This is a genomic window from Thermomonas mangrovi (assembly GCF_028201335.1).
Classification (GTDB): Bacteria; Pseudomonadota; Gammaproteobacteria; order Xanthomonadales; family Xanthomonadaceae; genus Thermomonas; species Thermomonas mangrovi.
Genome location: NZ_JAPEVV010000001.1, coordinates 563,929 through 581,650 on the forward strand (window position 1 = coordinate 563,929; position 17,722 = coordinate 581,650).

14 protein-coding genes are annotated in these 17,722 nt (G+C 70.9%); 6 read left to right on the forward strand and 8 right to left on the reverse strand.

Annotation, left to right across the window (positions count from 1 at the left end):
- Positions 1-8: 8 nt before the first annotated feature.
- Complete coding sequence (locus tag ON759_RS02700; RefSeq protein WP_271678798.1) at positions 9-452, forward strand: c-type cytochrome; 444 nt, start codon at positions 9-11, stop codon at positions 450-452.
- Between the two features lie 245 nt (positions 453-697).
- Here the strand turns inward: ON759_RS02700 and ON759_RS02705 are convergent, their stop codons facing one another.
- From ON759_RS02705 to ON759_RS02725, 5 genes are all read right to left on the reverse strand, one after another.
- The gene (locus tag ON759_RS02705; RefSeq protein ID WP_271678799.1) at positions 698-1,153 is read right to left on the reverse strand and encodes a hypothetical protein; all 456 of its coding nucleotides are present in this window, start codon (positions 1,151-1,153) and stop codon (positions 698-700) included.
- Positions 1,150-2,220 (reverse strand): class III poly(R)-hydroxyalkanoic acid synthase subunit PhaC, encoded by a 1,071-nt coding sequence (locus ON759_RS02710; protein ID WP_271678800.1) that lies wholly within the window; start codon positions 2,218-2,220, stop codon positions 1,150-1,152. The genes ON759_RS02705 and ON759_RS02710 overlap by 4 nt, the downstream gene beginning before the upstream one ends.
- 1 nt (position 2,221) lies before the next feature.
- The gene (gene phaE, locus ON759_RS02715; protein ID WP_271678801.1) at positions 2,222-3,316 is read right to left on the reverse strand and encodes a class III poly(R)-hydroxyalkanoic acid synthase subunit PhaE; all 1,095 of its coding nucleotides are present in this window, start codon (positions 3,314-3,316) and stop codon (positions 2,222-2,224) included.
- 138 nt (positions 3,317-3,454) lie between these two features.
- Positions 3,455-4,072, reverse strand: coding sequence for a CDP-alcohol phosphatidyltransferase family protein (locus ON759_RS02720; protein WP_271678802.1), 618 nt, complete (start codon positions 4,070-4,072; stop codon positions 3,455-3,457).
- 60 nt (positions 4,073-4,132) lie between these two features.
- Positions 4,133-5,830, reverse strand: a complete 1,698-nt coding sequence (locus ON759_RS02725) for a 3-hydroxybutyrate oligomer hydrolase family protein (RefSeq protein WP_271678803.1) — start codon at positions 5,828-5,830, stop codon at positions 4,133-4,135.
- A 219-nt stretch (positions 5,831-6,049) separates the two neighbouring features.
- Here ON759_RS02725 and ON759_RS02730 point away from each other — a divergent pair, with 219 nt between their 5' ends.
- From ON759_RS02730 to ON759_RS02740, 3 genes are read left to right on the forward strand one after another with little or no spacing between them, the layout of a single operon-like run.
- Entirely contained in the window at positions 6,050-6,859 is an 810-nt protein-coding gene (locus ON759_RS02730; protein ID WP_271678804.1) for a 3-hydroxybutyrate dehydrogenase, read from the forward strand.
- A gap of 2 nt (positions 6,860-6,861) precedes the next feature.
- Positions 6,862-7,317: a GNAT family N-acetyltransferase gene (locus tag ON759_RS02735; RefSeq protein ID WP_271678805.1), complete on the forward strand. Its 456-nt coding sequence runs from the start codon at positions 6,862-6,864 to the stop codon at positions 7,315-7,317.
- A 10-nt stretch (positions 7,318-7,327) separates the two neighbouring features.
- Positions 7,328-7,993 (forward strand): response regulator transcription factor, encoded by a 666-nt coding sequence (locus tag ON759_RS02740; RefSeq protein WP_271678806.1) that lies wholly within the window; start codon positions 7,328-7,330, stop codon positions 7,991-7,993.
- A 17-nt stretch (positions 7,994-8,010) separates the two neighbouring features.
- Here ON759_RS02740 and ON759_RS02745 read toward each other — a convergent pair whose 3' ends face one another.
- From ON759_RS02745 to ON759_RS02755, 3 genes are all read right to left on the reverse strand, one after another.
- Positions 8,011-9,060: an NAD(P)-dependent alcohol dehydrogenase gene (locus tag ON759_RS02745; protein WP_271678807.1), complete on the reverse strand. Its 1,050-nt coding sequence runs from the start codon at positions 9,058-9,060 to the stop codon at positions 8,011-8,013.
- 58 nt (positions 9,061-9,118) lie between these two features.
- On the reverse strand, positions 9,119-12,457 hold the full coding sequence (locus ON759_RS02750; protein WP_271678808.1) for a PAS-domain containing protein: 3,339 nt from the start codon (positions 12,455-12,457) through the stop codon (positions 9,119-9,121).
- Between the two features lie 117 nt (positions 12,458-12,574).
- Positions 12,575-14,800: a TonB-dependent receptor gene (locus ON759_RS02755; RefSeq protein WP_271678809.1), complete on the reverse strand. Its 2,226-nt coding sequence runs from the start codon at positions 14,798-14,800 to the stop codon at positions 12,575-12,577.
- 162 nt (positions 14,801-14,962) lie between these two features.
- Between ON759_RS02755 and ON759_RS02760 the strand changes: the two genes are divergently transcribed.
- Together ON759_RS02760 and ON759_RS02765 are read left to right on the forward strand one after the other, a co-directional pair.
- Positions 14,963-16,366: a GntP family permease gene (locus ON759_RS02760; RefSeq protein ID WP_271678810.1), complete on the forward strand. Its 1,404-nt coding sequence runs from the start codon at positions 14,963-14,965 to the stop codon at positions 16,364-16,366.
- A gap of 40 nt (positions 16,367-16,406) precedes the next feature.
- The gene (locus tag ON759_RS02765) at positions 16,407-17,696 is read left to right on the forward strand and encodes a hypothetical protein (RefSeq protein WP_271678811.1); all 1,290 of its coding nucleotides are present in this window, start codon (positions 16,407-16,409) and stop codon (positions 17,694-17,696) included.
- Positions 17,697-17,722: the final 26 nt, after the last annotated feature.

A 17,722-nucleotide genomic window follows, 5' to 3' on the forward strand; every position in this document is an offset into this window, starting at 1 on the left:
GCCGCGCCATGACCAAGACTTCCGTGACCCTGCTCGCCCTGGCCGCCGCGCTGGCCCTCTCCGCCTGCGGCAAGCAGGATGCTCCACACGCCGCTGCCGAAGGCGAAGCCGACGCGCATGCCGCCTCGTCCTCCGCCGGCCTGCCGGCAGGCAACGCCGAGAACGGCCGCAAGCTCGCCAACGAAGGCATCAACGGCGGCGCCAGCTGCGTGTCCTGCCATGGCGCAGACGGCAACGCGCCGATCATCGAGACGTACCCGAAGATCGGCGGCCAGTACGCGGACTACATCGCGCATTCGCTGCAGGCCTATCGCGGCGGCACCCGCGCCGGCGGCAACGCCGACATCATGGCCTCGCAGGCCAAGCCCCTGACCGACCAGCAGATCGCCGACATCGCCGCCTACTTCGGTGGCGTGCAGGGCAAGCTGCGCGACCTGCACAACCTCGACTGAGGCCTGCCGCAGGCATCCGCCGACCGAGGGGGCCGCAAGGCCCCTTCGTCGTTTCCGGAGGCCGGAAAAAGAAGACCCGGTCTCGCGGGCACGTGGCCTGGAGGGGACCGGGTCTGGTCGCCGGAGCGATTGTCCTGCGCATCCTGCGATGCGGGAATTTTTCTCCGACGCGGGCAGCCTACGCCGGGCGTCGTTAGGAAAGAGCTAAGGCACGCGCATTCATCCGACCGCTCGTCGGACCGCCTTCAGGGACGCGGCCACGGCCACCATCCCTGCCCGCTCAGCGCGTAGCGATCGGCCGCGCGTTCGAAGCGGTTGCGCACGCCGATCCCGCCGAACGCGAAGTACAGCGGCAGGAACAGCGGGCCCAGCACCATGTACTGGAACACGTGCGCGCGTTCGTGGTCGGCCAGCAGGATCGGGGCGTCGTCGCTGAGGCCGGCATGTCTCGCATAGGTCACGCAACGCGTGCACAGGTCGTGCCCCGTGTTGAGGATCACGTTGCCCAGGGTCAGCGCCCCACCCGGCCCCCACGGCACGCCATCGAACACCAGCGCCAGGTCGCGCGCGCTGGCCCGCACCCGCGCGCCACCCGCGAGCGCGACGGCGCCTGCCAGCAGTCCGAGCGCGGTGTTGGGCAGCGTCCAGGCCAGCCCCAGCACCTGCAGCGGCCGCAGCAGCCAGGGCGAGAGCGTGCTCAACGCGTGCGCTTGGCCAGCCAGTCGTGGATGGTCTGCGGCACTTCCTGCTGCGCGCGGCCGGACACGTAGATGCCGATGTGGCCGCCCTTGAACGACAGCTCGGTGTAGTCGTCGCTGCCGACCAGCCCGCGCAGCGCGCGCGAGGCATCCGGCGGGACCAGGTGGTCCTGTTCGGCGTAGACGTTGAGCACCGGCATCTCGACCAGGCCCAAGTGCACCTCGCGGTCGCCGACCCGCGCCCCGCCCTTGACGAAGCCGTTGCCCTGGAAGAACCGGGTATTGAATTCGCGGAAGGCCTCGCCGGCCTGGTCGGGCGAATCGAAGATCCACTTCTCCATGCGCAGGAAGTCCTGCATGGCCTTGCGGTCGTCGAGGATGTCGACCATGCCCACGTACTTCTGCGCGAACAGCCGCCACGGCTTCAGCATCAGGTAGGTCAGGTTCATCATGTCCGCGGGCACGTTGCCCAGCGTGTCCACCAGCAGGTCGACGTCGATCTCCCGGTTCCAGTTCGAGAGCATGTTGTCCGGCGTGTGGAAGTCGACCGGGGTGACCATGGTGATGAGGTTGCGGACCTTGCCCGGGTTGAGCGCCGCGTAGCACAGCGAGAACACCCCGCCCTGGCAGATGCCGAGCAGGTTCACCGCCGGCAGCCCGTGCGCCTTGCGCAGGTGGTCGATGGCGCCGCCGATGAAGCGCTCGATGTAGTCCTCGAGGGTGAGGAAGCGGTCGGAGCGGTCGGGATAGCCCCAATCGATCACGTACACGTCCTCGCCGCGCGCGAGCAGCCCCTTCACCAGCGAACGATCGGCCTGCAGGTCCACCATGTAGGGGCGGTTGACCAGCGCATACGCGACCAGGATCGGCACCTTGGCCGTCGGCGGGCGCTCGCCGCGGAAGCGATACAGCACCACCTTGCCGTCGCGCCAGACTTCCTCGCGCGGCGTGGTGCCCACGTGGACCTCGCCGAGGTCACGCAGCGTGCCGAGCCCGGCTTCCAGCTTCTGTCGCAGGCGCGCGGCTTCGTCGGCCAGGCTCTCGGGCGTGAGGTTGAGCGGACCGTGCATGTCAGCGCTTCCTGCGGGCGGTGGACGAGGCCGGCGTGCGCGCCGGGCGGACGGGCTTGGCGGCCTGCTTCTTCACCGGCGCGGCCTTTGCCCTGGCCGCCGACTTCGCGGGCGTGACGGCCTTTTTCGCGACCTTGTTGGCGGGCTTCTTCGCGGTTTTCCGCGCCGCCGGCTTGGCGATGGGTGTCCGCACGGCCTTGGGCGGCATTGGCGCGGGCGGCGTGTCATCCGCTGCGCGCTGGATCCGGCGCAACTGCCGTTCCAGTTCGGCGATCTTGCGATGCGCGCTGTCGAGTTCGGTGCGGCCGGGCAATCCCATCAGCGTCGCCGCCTGTTCGGCGATCGCCTGCGCATCCGCGCGCAGGCGCATCTGCGCGTTCGCCAGCTCGCCGTAGACGCGGCGGAATTCCGGCGACAGCGCGAGCTGCGCGTAGGCGTCCTCGGCGGCATCGACCCATAGGTCGAACAGGGCGCGCACGCTGCCGAGCTGGCGACCGGGCTCCTCGCGCTCGGCGAGCTTCGACTCGAAGCGATCGAACGCGTCCTGCGAGGCCTTGCCCATCAATGCCTGCCAGGCCGACAGCGCGTCCTGCCAACGCAATTGGGACTGCGCCAGGGCCTGCGCACGTTCCTGGTGCTCGCGCGCGAATCCGAACGCCGGCATCCCCAGCAGCGCACCGGCCTCGCCACGCAGGCCATGCAGCCACGGCGCGGCGGCTTCGCTCCACTGCTGGAAGTCCTGCAGGCCCGGGCCGCGCATGCCGCGCAGCAGGTCGCGGAAGGGGTCGCCGTGCAGGCCGAGCGCATTGCGCCAGGCCTCGGCGACATCGCGCGCGGAGTGGTCGCGGCCGGCGAACTGCAGCGCGACCTGCTGCATCTGCGCGTACCAGTCCTTGCCCTGCCGCGCGACATGGTCCAGCAGCGAGCCGAGGCCCGGCTGGCCGCCGGCCTGCGTGCGCCAGGCATCGAGCGCATCGCGGAAGCCCTGCGTGCCGGCATCCAGCCCGGCGGCCGCGCCGGCATCGCGCAAGGCATCGCCCCACATGCCCCAGTAGCGGCGCGCGAGCGCCGAGAAGTCGTCCGTAGCCTGTGCCATGCGTCCTCCGCGGTTGCCCGAATGCTAGCAACGGCGGCATGCGACCGCCATCGCGGCGCGCGCCGCCCGGAATCGGCCGCAGCAATGGCGATCAGTGGGTGGCGACGCGCCGGCAGCGCGGCGAGAGACCGGCAACGCTCAGGGCTTGGGGATGCGCAGGGTCTTGCTGATCATCAGCGAGCCCGAAAGCGCGTACGCCAGCACCAGCGGATGCAACTGCCACGGGCCGAGCTGCAGCACGCCGAACGGCAGCGCGGCGCCGATGCGGTCGCTCCATGCGAGCCACGCCAGCAAGCCGACGATGGCGACGCTGGTGGGGATCGGCGTGCCTTCGAAGTACTTCACCTTGTCGCCGCCATCCGACAGCGTTTCGGCGGTGACGTTGTAGCGAGCCAGGCGGCTCACGCCGCAGCCGACGAAATAGCTCAACACCATCCAGTCCCAACCGCCCTGCAGGCCGCAGGCATAGCCCAGCGCGGCGGGCGCAACGCCGAAGCTGATCACGTCGGCCAGCGAGTCCAGCTCGCGGCCCAAGGTGCTGGCGACTTTGCGCCAGCGGGCGATGCGCCCGTCGAGGGCATCGAACACGAAGGCCAGCGGGATCAGCGCCATGCCGACCAGCAGGTCGCGCACGTTGCCGTCCTGCAGGAAGCGCATCGACGCGAAGATCGCGCCGGTGCCGCAGACCGCGTTCGCCAACGTAAACCAGTCGGCGAGGTGGAAGTCCCGCAGCATGGAGAAATGGCGTTGCGTCATGGGCCGCTCCCGGGATGGCCCATGCAGGGTGCCAAAGCCGGCGTGAAGCCGGCAAGCAGGTCAGCGCGGCATCGCCAGGTGCAGGGGAGCCAAGGGCTGGCCCGCGCGCGGCACGGTCGCGATCTCCGCATCGGCCGGCAGCGCGCCGCGGCCGTCGAGGTGCGCGTCGACGCGATCCAGCGCCTCGTAGACGTAGGGCAGCAACGGCAGGTAGGTCGCGGCGTACTGCGGGAAGCCAAGGAAGGCGTCGAAATGCTGGGCATGGCGCACCTGCCAGTAGCGCACGTCGCGTCCCGCGGCGCGCGCCATCGCCGCGTAGGGCGCGCTGGAGAACACCTGCGGCACCAGGCCGTCGTCGGTGCCGTGGATCACCACCACCGGCAGGCCGGCCCGCGGCGGCGCGGCACGCGTCGCCTCGATGCCCGCCTGCACCCGCTTGCCGTCCGCGCCGTCGTCCGTCCACAGCGCGCGCAGGCAGCGCAGGCCGGCCAGCCCGAGGTCGCCGGGCGGATGCGGATCGACGATGCCGACGCCGGCACCCGGCGGGATGCCGCTGGCATCCGCCCACCATGCCGCGCGTTCGGCGTCGGTGGCGGCGCGCGGCGACAGGTCGGCCGCCTGCGCCGCGTAGCGATAGCCGCAGGGATGCCCGTCGTGCGGATAGCGCCCGTAGGCCGATGCATAGCCGACCCCGACCGCGCGCCACAGGTCGAAGGCGACGCTGATCGCGCCTGCGCGCAGGGCGGCATCGGTCCAACCGGCGGCACGCAACCGCGCCAGTGCATCCGCCTGTTGCGCCTTGAGGTCGGCACCCGCCAGCAGGCCTTGCGCGGCCAGCGCGCTGCACTTCGCGTCGGCACCGGGTGCCGCCGGCAGGCCCAGCGCGGGCAACGCGCAGGGCATCAGCAACGCCGCTTCGGTGGTGTAGTCGTAGAGGCTGCGCGCGCCGTGGCCGGCCGCCAGCACGTTGGGTTCGCCGGCGACCACCGCGTCCAGCCAGGGCTCGCCATCCTCGGCCGCGCGCAGGACCGCGCCGCCGCCGTTGGAAATGCCGACCGCGATCACCCGCGTGTTGGCAAAGGTGAAGGGCGCCTGTTGCGGCAGTTGCGCATCCAGCGTGGCCAGCGCGAATTGCGCGGCCTGCTTCACGTGGCGACCCCAGTCGGCCTCGGGGTTGTCCTGCGAATGCGCGTGCTTGAAGGCCACGCCGCTGCCCGTCGTCGGCGCCGGCTGGAACGCCAGCGCCTGCTGAGCGCCCGCGACCGTGCCATCGGCGGTGATGCCCTGCCCCGCATCGAGGTCGAAGTAATCCGTGCCGGCGCCCTTGTCGGTGTACGCCACCGCGCAGCCACGCGGCAGACCCCAGGCGCCCGCCACCGCGATGGCACCATAGATGCCGCGGGAGCCGGACGAGGCCGCAACCACCACGCAGCGCTTGTCGGCATCGAAGGCATCGGGCAACTGCACCAGCACGCGATGCGGCTGGCGCGCGCCGGGGATCGACGCGAACGCGCTGAACTCGCGGCCCGGCACCTGCGCCGTGCTGCCGTAGAGCTCGCCATAGCCGCCGCCGGGGGCGAGGTCGGCGATCCCGCGCCAGTTCGCCCACAGCGCCCGCCGGCGCAGTTCCGACGGCGTCGGCCGCGCGGCGTCGACGAACGGGGGCGGCGTCATCGCGCGCAAGCCGGCCAGGCCCAACCCGCCGGTCAGCAGGTCGTCGCCGTCGCGGTGTTCGGTGGCACGCGGCTGGCTGAACATGGGCGAGGCTCCCTTCGAAGCGGGCATGCCGGCACAGCCGGCCAGGACGGCCACGGCGACAGCCGCGGCGAAGGCACGATGCGGAATCATCTCCATCCGCCGAACATAGCCAGTGGCGCGTGGCGGCGCATCGTACCTTCGTACCACGCGCGCGGCGCCCCCACGATGCGCGCGGGCTGTTAGCGTATGCAGCTGACGCATTGCAGCATGGAGCCGCGCATGGCCGACACCTTCCTTTCCGGCCGCACCGCCCTGGTCACCGGCAGCACCTCGGGCATCGGGCTGGCGATCGCCCGCGGGCTCGCGCAGGCCGGGGCCAAGGTGGCGATCAACGGCCTCGGCACCCCGGGGCAGATTGCCGCCGCCATCGCCGAGGTGGATGCCGCGGGCAGCGGCGGAACCCGGCACTTCGGCGCCGACCTGCGCGACCCCGCCGCGATCGAGGCGATGATGGCCGAACTCGCGGACTGGTCGGGCGGCGGCATCGACATCCTGGTCAACAACGCCGGGATCCAGCACGCGGTGCCGCTGCACGAGATGCCGGTGCAGAAGTGGAACGACATCCTCGCGATCAACCTGTCCTCGGCCTTCCACACCATGCGCGCGGCGATGCCGGCGATGGCCGCCCGCGGCTACGGGCGGGTGGTCAACATCGCCTCGGTGCATGGCCTGGTGGCCTCGAAGGACAAGGCGCCCTACGTCGCCAGCAAGTTCGGCATCGTCGGCCTGAGCAAAGTCGCCGCGCTCGAATACGCGGCGCAGGGTTCGCGCGACTCCGGCGGGATCACCGTCAACTGCATCTGCCCGGGCTGGGTGGAAACGCCGCTGATCGAGCCGCAGATCGAGGCACGCATGGGCGGCGGCAGCCGCGACGACGGCGTGCGCGCCCTGCTCGCGGAGAAGCAGCCCAGCCTGCGCATGACCCTGCCCGACGAGATCGCCGCGCTCGCGGTGTTCCTGTGCCGCCGCGAGGCGCACAACATCACCGGCACCGCGATGCCGGTCGACGGCGGCTGGACCTCGCAGTAACGATGCCGATCGAACCCGCCGACCTCGACAGCCCGGCGTTCGCGGCCCTGCTCGCCGAACACCGGGCCGCGATGCGGGCCACCGCGCCGGCCGAGAGCCAGCATGCGCTCGACCTGCATGGGCTGCGCCAACCGTCGGTGCGCGCGTGGGTGCTGCGCGAGGGCGATGCGCTGCTCGGCTGCGGGGCGCTGCAACGCCTCGATCCCGCGCATGTCGAGATCAAGGCGATGCGCACGGCGCGCGACCACCAGCGACGCGGCGTCGCCAAGGCGATCCTCGCCCACCTGCTGGCCGAGGCCCGCGCGGCGGGCTATGCGCGGGCGAGCCTGGAGACCGGGTCGATGGCCTATTTCGCGCCGGCGCGGACCCTGTATGCCGCGGCCGGGTTCCTGCCCTGCGGGCCGTTCGCCGACTACGTCGACGATCCGCACAGCACGTACATGACCCTCGCTTTGTAACGCGCACGCCATGCCGTCCTTGCTGATCGCCGACGACCACCCGCTGTTCCGTGCCGCCTTGCGGCAGGCTGCGCGCGACGCGCTGGGCGAGGTCGACCTGTGCGAGGCCGGCAGCCTGGATGCGGTCCTCGCGCAACTCGACGCGCACCCGGCGATCGACCTGGTGCTGCTGGACCTGCACATGCCGGGCAACCACGGGTTGGCCGGGCTGGCCGCGGTGCGCGCGCAGCATCCCGGGGTGGCGGTGGTGGTGGTCTCCGCCAACGACGACCCGCGCGTGGTGCGCCGCGCGCTCGACCACGGCGCCGCCGGCTACCTGCCGAAGAGCGCCGGGCTGGACGAGCTGCGCGACGCCATCCGCAGCGTGCTGGCCTGCGAAACCTGGCTGCCGCCGACCCTGCGCGCCAGCGTGGCGCGTGCGCAGAGCTCGCCGCACGATGCGGCCCTCGCCGCCCGCCTCGCCAGCCTGTCGCCGCAACAGTTCCGCGTGCTCGCGCTGGTCGCCGAAGGCCTACTCAACAAGCAGATCGCCGACCGCCTCGACGTGCAGGAGCGCACGGTGAAGGCGCACCTCACCGCGATCTTCGAACGCCTCGGCGTGCGCAACCGGACCCAGGCCGGCGTGGTCCTGCGCGAACTCGAGCTCTCCGATCCGGCGCGCCAGCTCGAAGGCTGACGCCGCCGGCGCCGCGCTCAGCCCATCGACGCGGTGTCGATCACGAAGCGGTACTTCACGTCGCTGCGCAGCATCCGCTCGTACGCGGATTCGATGTCGTCGGCGCGGATCAGCTCGATGTCGGCGACGATGCCGTGCTCGGCGCAGAAGTCGAGCATCTCCTGGGTCTCCGGCAGGCCACCGATCAGCGAACCGGCGATCGCCTTGCGCCCGAAGATCAGGCCCATCACGCTCGGACTGGGATGCGGCGAGGCCGGCGCGCCGACCAGGCACAGGGTGCCGTCGCGCTTCAGCAAGGCGGTGTAGGCGTCCAGCACGTGCGGCGCGGCCACCGTGTTGAGGATGAAGTCGAAGCTGCCGGCGTGCGCCTGCATCTGCGCCGGGTCCTTCGAGTTCACCACCTCGTCGGCGCCCAGCGCGTGCGCTTCCGCGCGCTTGGATTCGCTGGTGGTGAAGGCCACCACGCGGGCGCCCAACGCATGCGCGATCTTGATGCCCATGTGGCCGAGGCCGCCGATGCCGACGATGCCGACCTTCTTGCCGGGGCCCGCGCCCCAGTGCCGCAGCGGCGAGTAGGTGGTGATCCCGGCGCACAGCAGCGGCGCCACCGCGGCGAGCTGCGATGCGGGATGGCGGATGTGCAGGACGAAGCGCTGGTCGACCACGATGCGCTGCGCGTAGCCGCCGAGCGTGTGCCCCGGCGCGTCCGCGGTCGGCCCGTTGTAGGTGCCGACGAAGCCGTTGGTGCAGTACTGCTCCAGGCCTTCGTCGCAGGACGCGCAATGCCGGCAGCTGTCGACCAGGCAGCCGACGCCGACCAGGTCGCCGGGCTTGAAGCCGGTGACCTCGGCGCCGACCGCGCCGACCCGGCCGACGATCTCGTGCCCCGGCACGCACGGATACAGCGTGCCCGGCCATTCGGAGCGCACCGTGTGCAGGTCGGAATGGCAGACGCCGCAGTACGCGATCTCGATCTGCACGTCCCGTGGCCCGGGATCGCGGCGGGCGATGTCCATGGCGACGACGGGCTGGTCGGCGGCGTGGGCGCCATAGGCTTTGACGGTCATCGGGCGATCCTCGGAATGGGCGGCTGCCGAGTATGCGCGCCGGGCGTTGCCGGCGGAATCAGGCAGGGCGGATGCTGCGTTCCACCGGACGCGCCGCACGCGCGGCGAGCATGCGGTCGAGCACCGACTTGAGCGCCAGCGGGCGCAGGGGCTTGACCAGCAGCGGCAACCCGGCCTCCTGCGCGGCGACCCGCACCGCCCCGGTCTGGTCGGCGCTGAGGATCAGGCAGGGTGCGGCATCGCCACGCGCCGCCAGGCGCGCATGCAGCGCCACGCCATCGTCGCCATGGTCGAGGTGGTAGTCGAAGATCCACAGCGCGCAGTCGCCGCGGGCCAGCACCGCTTCGGCGGCAGCGCCATCGGCCACCGCGGACACGATGCAGCCCCAGCCGCGCAGCACGGCGGCCAGCGCGGCTAGCGCCTCCGGCTCGTTGTCCACCACCAGCACATGCAGCCCTTCCAGCCCCTGCGAGGCTGGCAGCGGCAACGCCGACGCGCGGGCGCGCGGCACCTCCACCGAGAACCGGCTGCCGGCGCCCGGCGTGCTCCGCAGCGCCACCTGGGAACCGAGCAGGCGCGCGATGCGCTCCGCGATGGCCAGGCCGAGGCCCAGCCCCTGCCCCGGCGCATCCTCGCCGCGCCGGAACTCCTCGAAGATGCGCTCGCGCTGGTCGGCCTCGATGCCGGGACCGGTGTCGTGCACTTCGATGCGCAGGCCCACGCCGACACGGCGGACGCCGAGCAGCACCGAACCCCGCTCGGTGTAGCGCAAGGCGTTGGCGAGGAAGTTCTGCAGCACGCGGCGCAGCAATTGCGGGTCGGTGCGCACCCAGGCGCGGGTCGGCACGTGGCGCAGGCGCAGGCCGCGTTCGGCGGCGATCACCCCGAACTGCGCCACCAGCGGGTCCAGGACGTCCGCCAGCGGGACGTCGCGCGATTCGGGCAGCAGGCCGCCGGCCTCGAGCCGCGACATGTCGAGCAAGGTGGTCAGCAGGTCGGTGGTGTCGTCGAGGGCGCCGCCGATTTGCCGCGCCAGCTCGCGCTGCTCACCCGCGCCGCGTTGCGCCAATGCATCGGCGAACAGGTGCGCGGCATGCAACGGTTGCAGCAGGTCGTGCCCGATCGCCGCGAGGAAGCGGCTCTTGGCATCGTTGGCATGTTCGGCTTCGCGCTTGGCGGATTCCAGCAAGGCGGTCCGCTCGACCACGCGCTGCTCCAGGGTCTCGTTGCTGCGCTTGAGCTGTGCCTCGGCCTGGCGGAACGCGGTGACGTCGGTGAAAGTGGCCACGAAGCCGCCGCCGGGCATCGGGTTGCCGCGGATCTCGATGATGCTGCCATCGGGGAACACGCGCTCCGACAGGTGCGAACTGCCGGCGCGCATGTGCGCGAGGCGCCGCTGCAGGGCGGCGTCGCTGCCGGCGTCGGCAACCGCCGCGACATGGCGCAAGGCCCAGGCCGAGGCCTCGGCGATCGGCATCCCCACCCGCAGCAGGCCGGCGGGATAGCCGAACAGTTCCTGGTAGCGACGGTTCCACGCCACCAGCCGCAGGTCGCGGTCGACCACGCTGATGCCCTGGCTCATGTTCTCCAGCGCGGCCTCGAGCAGGCGCTGGTTGAAGCGCAGGTCCTGCGAGGCCTCGCCGACGATCGCCGCCACCGTCTCCAGGTCCGCGCCGGGCCGCAGGTCGGCGCCAGCCTCGCGGCGCGCGGCATCCAGCAACACGCGCGCGGACGCCGAGCCGAGCACCGCCGACAGCGCGCGCTCGACTTCCGCCTCGGCATCGCGATGGGCCAGCAGGTCGCGCACCTGGTTGGCCGGCAGGAAGCGCCGGGCCACGTTGTCCAGCCGGCGCAGGTCGAGGCGGCGCAGGCCCGCGCGCAACGCCGGGCGCAACCACGAGGCACTGGCGAGGGTGGCGAGCGCACCGACCACCAGGCTGGCGACCACCGCCCTGCCGAGCGGCGACCAATCCGACAGGCCGAGGAAGCCGGCCGGCGACAGCCAGGCGATGCCCGCCGGTCCGGACGCGACCCATGCAGGCGCATTGCCCTGCAGCAGCAAGGGCAAGGGCAGGCACCACAGCCAGGTGGCGAAGGCGGCGAACAGGCCGAGGATCGCCGCGCGCGGCGGCGTCTGCGGGCGCCACACCGCGAACGCCAGCGCGGGCGCCAGGGTCGCCAGCGCCGAGAACGACAGCGCACCGACATCCGCCAGCGCCGCGTTGCCGGCGATGCCGCGGCTGTAGCCCCAGGCCAGCAGCATGATCGCGACGATGCCGAGCCGGCGCAGCAGCAGCACGTTGCCGCGCAGGTCGCCGGCATCGCCACGCGACCACGCGCCGCGCAGCAGGCCCGGCGCCAGCCAGTGGTTGCCGATCATCAGGCTGAGGGTGAGCGTGCTCACCACCACCATGCCGGTCGCCGCGCTGAGGCCGCCGAGGAAGGCGAACAGCGCGAGGCCCTGGTGCGACTGCGCCATCGGCAGCGCCAGTACGTACAGGTCGGAAGGCACGCCCTGCCCCGCGAGCAAGGCATCGCCGGCGCGCGCCAGCGGCAGCACCGGCAGCGCGATCAGCACCAGGTACAGCGGGAACAGCCAGCGCGCGGTCAGCACGTGGCGCTCGTCGCGACACTCGACCACGCCCACGTGGAACTGGTGCGGCAGGGTGAACATCGCCAGCACGCCCAGCGCGACCAGCGGATAGAAGCCCCCGCTGTCGGCCGCCTGCGGCGCGGGCACGCCCTGCGGCAGGCCGAGCCCGAGCCAGACGAACACGCCGAGCGCCAGCATCGCCGCCAGCTTGAACAGCGATTCGAAGGCCATCGCCAGCACCAGACCGCGGTTGTGCTCGGCCACGCTCGCGCGGCGGGTGCCGAACAGCATCGCGAACAGGGCCATGACCAGCGCGACGTACAACGCGCTGTCGCGCCAGGCCGGCAGGTCCAGTCCGGCGCGCGAGCCGGTGAGCAGCGCAAAGCTCATCGACACCGCCTTCAGCTGCAGCGCGATGTAGGGGATCAGGCCGAGCGCGGCGACCAGGGTGACCGCGGCCGCGAGCCACGCATCCTTGCCGAGCCGGGTCGCGATCAGGTCGGCGATCGAGGTGGCGTTGGTCGAGCGCGCCAGCCGCACCAGTTGCAGCATCGCCCCGGCAGCCAGCACGTAGAGCAAGAGCGTACCGACGAAGGTCGGCGGCAACGGCCAGTCGTAGCGCGCTGCCTGGGTGACGGTACCGAAGAAGGTCCACGAGGTGCAGTAGACCGCCAGCGACAGCGCGTAGACGTGGCGCCAGTGGCGGGCCAGCACGCCGGGCCGGCGTTCGGCGTACAGCGCGATGCCGAACAACAGGCCCAGCCACAGCAACGCCGCGCCGACGACGACCGCGATGCTCAGCATCTGGTGACGCCCGGGCGCGGGAATGGGTTGGAATGGGCGCGTTGCATGCGCGGGCGAGCATAACGCGAGGGCGGGCCGAAGCCCGCCCCCGTCCGAACCGGCCGGTATCTGCCGGGATCAGAAGTTGTAGCGCACGCTGAGGCTGTACTGGCGCGGCGGACCGTAGAAGCCGGTGTACACGCCGAGCGCGCGGTTGAGGTTGTAACCGGTGGTCAGGTATTCCTCGTCCGCCAGGTTGGTGCCCTGCAGCGACACCGTCCATGCCGGGTTGATGTTCCAGATGATGCCGGCGCTGAGCAGGCCGTAGCCATCCTGCGAGATCGGCGGGCGCCCGTTCGGCGGGATCTCCGCGCGGATGATCTCGGTGGTGGCGATGACCGACGACTGGTAGCTGTAGCCGATCCGCGCGGACAGGTCGCCGTTGCCGACCTGGGTGCGGTACTCGACGTTCAGCGCCCCGGAGAACTCCGGCGCATTTGTGAACTGCTGCTCGTCGGCGATGTTCACGCCGGCGTACATGAAGCGGTCGTACTTCGCATCCAGCCAGGCGAGGTTGCCGGTGATGGCCCAGTGGCTGGTCGGCAGCCACTGGTACTCGACCTCCAGGCCCTGCACGGTGCCCGCGCCGGCGTTGGTGAAGTCGCCGAAGAACGCGTCGTCGGTGCCGTCGCCGTTGCTGTCGTAGGCGGTGAACACCGACAGCTGGATGTCCTTGTACTTGTTGTGGAACGCCGCGAGGTTCAGGAACAGGCGCTGGTCCAACAGGCCCATCTTGGTGCCGATCTCGTAGCTGTCGACCTGCTCGTCGTCGAACGGCTCGGCCGAGCGCGGCACCGCCACCGCCTGCGCGCGGATGTTGTAGCCGCCGGACTTGAAGCCGCGGCTGGCCACGCCGTACAGCAGCACGTCCGGGGTGAGCTGGTAGTCCATCGAGATCTTCGGCGAGAAGTTCTTGAAGGTGATGGTCTTGTCGAAGTTCGCCGCCACCGAGATCGGCTTGGTGAAGTTGCCGTCCGCGTAGCCGCGGTTGAGCACGATCGCGTGCTTGTCCTCGTTGGTGTAGCGCGCGCCAACGTCGATGCTGAATTGCTCGCTGACGTCGAAGGTCCAGTCTGCGTACAGCGCGTAGCTCTCGGTGTAGACCTTGCCCTGGGTATCGCCGAACAGCAGGTTGAAGAAGTTGTTCAGGACGCGGCCACCGGCATAGCCGTCGAACCGGTACACGCCGAGCACGCCGCGCGAACGGCCGCCGCCGTCGTAGTTGGCCTGCAGCTCGTGGGTCACCTGCTCGTCGTTGTAGAACGCCTTGACGTCGGCGATCTTGGACTGGGTGGTATCGAAGTCGATGTTGGTCTCGGTGTCGGACTCGCGCTTGGCCAGCACGTACTTGAAGGTCCAGTCGTCGCTGGCGCGCACGTTGGCGGTGATCGACGCGCCGCTCATCGTGGTCTCGTTGACGTTCGGCATGCCGTTGCGCACGTCGTAGCGGCTGTCCAGCGGCGGCGTGTTGGGCACGAAGCGGTTGGCCTCCAGCATCTGCGCGCCGCGCACGCCGGAGTTGTCCTTCACGTGGTCCAGCGCGAACTGCAGGTCGACCGCGTCGGTGACGTAGGCGCCCAGCGCGAGGCGATAGGCCAGCGTGTCCTTGTTGCTCACCGGGTCGCCGGTGACGATGTTCTCGCCGTAGCCGTCGTTGTTGAGGCTGGCCACCGAGATTCGGCCGCGCAGGTACTCGCTGCCGCCCAGGCCGCCGCCGACCGCCGCCTTGAAATCGCGCTGGCCGAAGCTGCCCACGGTCACCGAGCCGTAGCCGTTGAACTCAGGCGACAGGCCCTTGGAGACGTACTTGATGGCGCCGCCGATGGTGTTCTTGCCGTACAGCGTGCCCTGCGGCCCGCGCAGGACCTCGACCCGGGCGACGTCGAACACGTCCAGCAACGCGCCCTGCGGACGGGCGATGTAGACGTCGTCCATGTACAGGCCCACGCCCGGGTCCACGCCCCACAGCGGATCCGACTGGCCGACGCCGCGGATGTACGCGGTCAGCGTGGTGTTGGAGCCGCGGGCGGCGTAGATCGTCAGGTTCGGCACCTGCGCATCGAGGTCGGCAAGATCCTTGACGTTGAGCTTGTCGAGCGTCTCCGCGGTGAACGCGGTGACCGCCACCGGCACTTCCTGCAGGGTCTCCTCGCGCTTGCGGGCGGTGACCTTGACGGCCTCCAGCGTGGTCGTCTTCTTCTCGCCGCCCTGCGGCGCGGCGTCCTGCGCCATCGCCGGCGTGGTCGCCAGCAGCGACACGGCCAGCAGGCCCTGGATCGCCATGCTCAATTGCTTGCGCTTCATCTGTCCCCTCCTCACGGGTGCATGCACGCGGTCGGCACGCTCGCCGCCGATGGACGCACGGTAGGCCGGTCGCGGCCGCGGCGGCATTGGACGTTCGGACAATGGGGCCGCCCCGGCGGGCGGGCCACACTCCCAGCCCGAGTTCCTCCGCCGGGGATGGCGATGTCGTTTCTGATCGTGCTGGCCGCGCTGTGCTTCCTGATGTTCGTGGCCTACCGCGGCTACAGCGTCATCCTGTTCGCGCCGGTCGCCGCCCTCGGCGCGGTGCTGCTGACCGATCCGTCGCAGGTCGCGCCGATGTTCACCGGCCTGTTCATGGAGAAGATGGTCGGCTTCCTCAAGCTGTACTTCCCGGTGTTCCTGCTCGGCGCGCTGTTCGGCAAGGTGATCGAGCTGTCCGGCTTCTCCAAGGCCATCGTCGCCGCGACCATCCGCGTCGTCGGCGCGCAGCGGGCGATGCTGTCGATCGTGGTGGTCTGCGCCCTGCTGACCTACGGCGGCGTCTCGCTGTTCGTGGTGGTGTTCGCGGTCTACCCGTTCGCCGCAGAGCTGTTCCGCCAGGGCGACATCCCCAAGCGGCTGATCCCGGGCACCATCGCGCTGGGCGCGTTCACCTTCACCATGGATGCGCTGCCGGGGACCCCGCAGATCCAGAACATCATCCCGACCACGTTCTTCGGCACCGATACCTGGGCCGCGCCGGTGCTCGGCACGCTGGGCGGCGTCTTCATCCTGGTCGTCGGCCTGGCGTACCTGGACTGGCGCCGGCGCGTCGCTGCCCGTGCCGGCGAGGGCTACGGCGACCCGGCCAAGCTGGTCAACGAACCGGCGGCCTTCGCCGGCGGCAAGCTGGCCAATCCGCTGGTCGCGCTGCTGCCGCTGCTGGTGGTCGGCATCGCCAACAAGCTGCTGACCCTGTGGATCCCGGCGCACTACGGCGAGAGCGCCAGCTTCGTGCCGGCGGTGATCGGCAACCCGACCCCGGTGGTGCAGGAAATCTCCAAGGTCGCCGCGATCTGGGCGGTCGAGGGCGCGTTGCTCGCCGGCATCGCCTGCGTACTGCTGTTCGCCTGGAAGCCGGTGGTCGCCGGCTTCGCCGAGGGCAGCAAGTCGGCGATCGGCGGCGCCCTGCTGGCCGGCATGAACACCGCCTCGGAATACGGCTTCGGCGCGGTGATCGCGGCCCTGCCCGGCTTCCTGGTGGTCGCCAATGCGCTGGGCGCGATCCCGAATCCGCTGGTCAACGAAGCGGTGACGGTCACCGCGCTGGCCGGCATCACAGGTTCGGCGTCGGGCGGCATGAGCATCGCGCTGGCGGCGATGGCCGACACCTTCATCGCCAACGCGAATGCCGCTGGCATCCCGATGGACGTGCTGCACCGGGTGGCGGCGATGGCCTCCGGCGGCATGGACACGCTGCCGCACAACGGCGCGGTGATCACCCTGCTGGCGGTGACTGGGCTGACCCATCGGCAGGCCTACAAGGACATCTTCGCGGTGACCCTGGTCAAGACCGCGGCGGTGTTCGTGGTGATCGGCCTGTACTACGCGTTCGGCCTGACCTGAGGCTTGCCAGCCCCGCGCATGGCCCGCACCATGCCGGGCCATGAGCGAACCCGAATCGAACACGCCGCTGCCGAGCCGCACCACGCCCACCTGGGAAGTCGAGTTGCTGATTTCCGGCGTGGCGGTGTTCGCCATGTTGCAGTTGCCGGGCTGGCTGGACGGCGTGCTGATGGCGCTGGAACCGCGCGTCAACGGCGACTGGCGGATGGTCGTGGTGATGTCCTACGTCTACGCCAAGAGCGCCGCCGTGGTGCTGGCCGCGACCTTCGTCATCCACTTGATGCTGCGCGCGATGTGGATTGCCCTGGTCGGCATGCAGTCGGTGTATCCCGAAGGGATCCGCTTCGACAAGCTGAACATGGGGCCGATCCAGTCCGAGGTGGAGCGCGAGCGCGCATCCAGCATGGAAGAGACGGTCGAACGCGCGGACAACCGCGCCAGCGTGGCCTTCGCCGTGGGGGTGCTGATCGCCAGCATGCTGGCGGTGATCTGCGTGGTGTTCTGCGGCGGCATGGCGCTGCTCAACCTGGTCGCCGCGGGCCTCGGCTGGCGGATCAACGTGATGTACCTGTTCGCGGCGATCTTCGCCGCGCTGTTCCTGCCGGTGCTGGCCGCCATTCTGCTCGACCGCCAGTTCGGCGCCCGCCTGCCGGCGGATGGCCTGGCCCACCGGGCGATCCGCGCGGTGCTGCGGATCGGATCGCGGCTCGGCATGGGCGTCAGCAAGAGCCCGATCCTCTCAATCCTGTCCAGCAACGGTGGCCAGCGGCAGGCGATGCTGCTGTTCAACGGCGCCGTCGTCCTGGCGATGGCGACCGCGACCAGCAGCCTGATCGGCCTGCAGCGGCCGGAATGGATCGGCAACTACGGCCTGTTCCCGTCCAGCGATGCGCTGGAAGTGGAGACCGACGCCTACGACGACCAGCGCGATCCGCTCAAGGCGCGCGCGCAACCCTACATCCCGGGCATGGTGGTGCGCGGGCCGTACCTCAAGCTGGTGGTGCCCTACGTGCCGCGCCGGGTGGAGGCACCGATGCGCCAGTGCGCGGTCGACGGTTCCGCGACCGACGAGGCCCGCGCGGCGGCACTGCTCGTCTGCCTCGGCAGGTTGCATGCGGTGTCGCTGGACGGCAGGCCGCTGGCCGATCTCCGTTACGAAGCCAGCAACGACCCGCGCACCGACCGCCCCGCCCTGCTGGCGATGATCGATGTGCGCGATTTGCCACCTGGTCGCCACGAACTGCGCATCGCGCGACCGCCCTACAGCGACCGCCGCGCGCGCAAGAACCGCCCCGACCCCGGGCATGACCGCATCGTGTTCTGGCGCTGATCCTGCGACACGCCCGTCCTGGAATC

Coding starts and splice junctions, on each gene's coding strand:
- ON759_RS02700 (WP_271678798.1), top strand. CDS start 9: ATGACCAAGACTTCCGTGACCCTGCTCGCCCTGGCCGCCGCGCTGGCC.
- ON759_RS02710 (WP_271678800.1), bottom strand. CDS start 2,220: ATGCACGGTCCGCTCAACCTCACGCCCGAGAGCCTGGCCGACGAAGCC.
- phaE (WP_271678801.1), bottom strand. CDS start 3,316: ATGGCACAGGCTACGGACGACTTCTCGGCGCTCGCGCGCCGCTACTGG.
- ON759_RS02720 (WP_271678802.1), bottom strand. CDS start 4,072: ATGACGCAACGCCATTTCTCCATGCTGCGGGACTTCCACCTCGCCGAC.
- ON759_RS02725 (WP_271678803.1), bottom strand. CDS start 5,830: ATGTTCAGCCAGCCGCGTGCCACCGAACACCGCGACGGCGACGACCTG.
- ON759_RS02730 (WP_271678804.1), top strand. CDS start 6,050: ATGGCCGACACCTTCCTTTCCGGCCGCACCGCCCTGGTCACCGGCAGC.
- ON759_RS02735 (WP_271678805.1), top strand. CDS start 6,862: ATGCCGATCGAACCCGCCGACCTCGACAGCCCGGCGTTCGCGGCCCTG.
- ON759_RS02740 (WP_271678806.1), top strand. CDS start 7,328: ATGCCGTCCTTGCTGATCGCCGACGACCACCCGCTGTTCCGTGCCGCC.
- ON759_RS02745 (WP_271678807.1), bottom strand. CDS start 9,060: ATGACCGTCAAAGCCTATGGCGCCCACGCCGCCGACCAGCCCGTCGTC.
- ON759_RS02750 (WP_271678808.1), bottom strand. CDS start 12,457: ATGCTGAGCATCGCGGTCGTCGTCGGCGCGGCGTTGCTGTGGCTGGGC.
- ON759_RS02755 (WP_271678809.1), bottom strand. CDS start 14,800: ATGAAGCGCAAGCAATTGAGCATGGCGATCCAGGGCCTGCTGGCCGTG.
- ON759_RS02760 (WP_271678810.1), top strand. CDS start 14,963: ATGTCGTTTCTGATCGTGCTGGCCGCGCTGTGCTTCCTGATGTTCGTG.
- ON759_RS02765 (WP_271678811.1), top strand. CDS start 16,407: ATGAGCGAACCCGAATCGAACACGCCGCTGCCGAGCCGCACCACGCCC.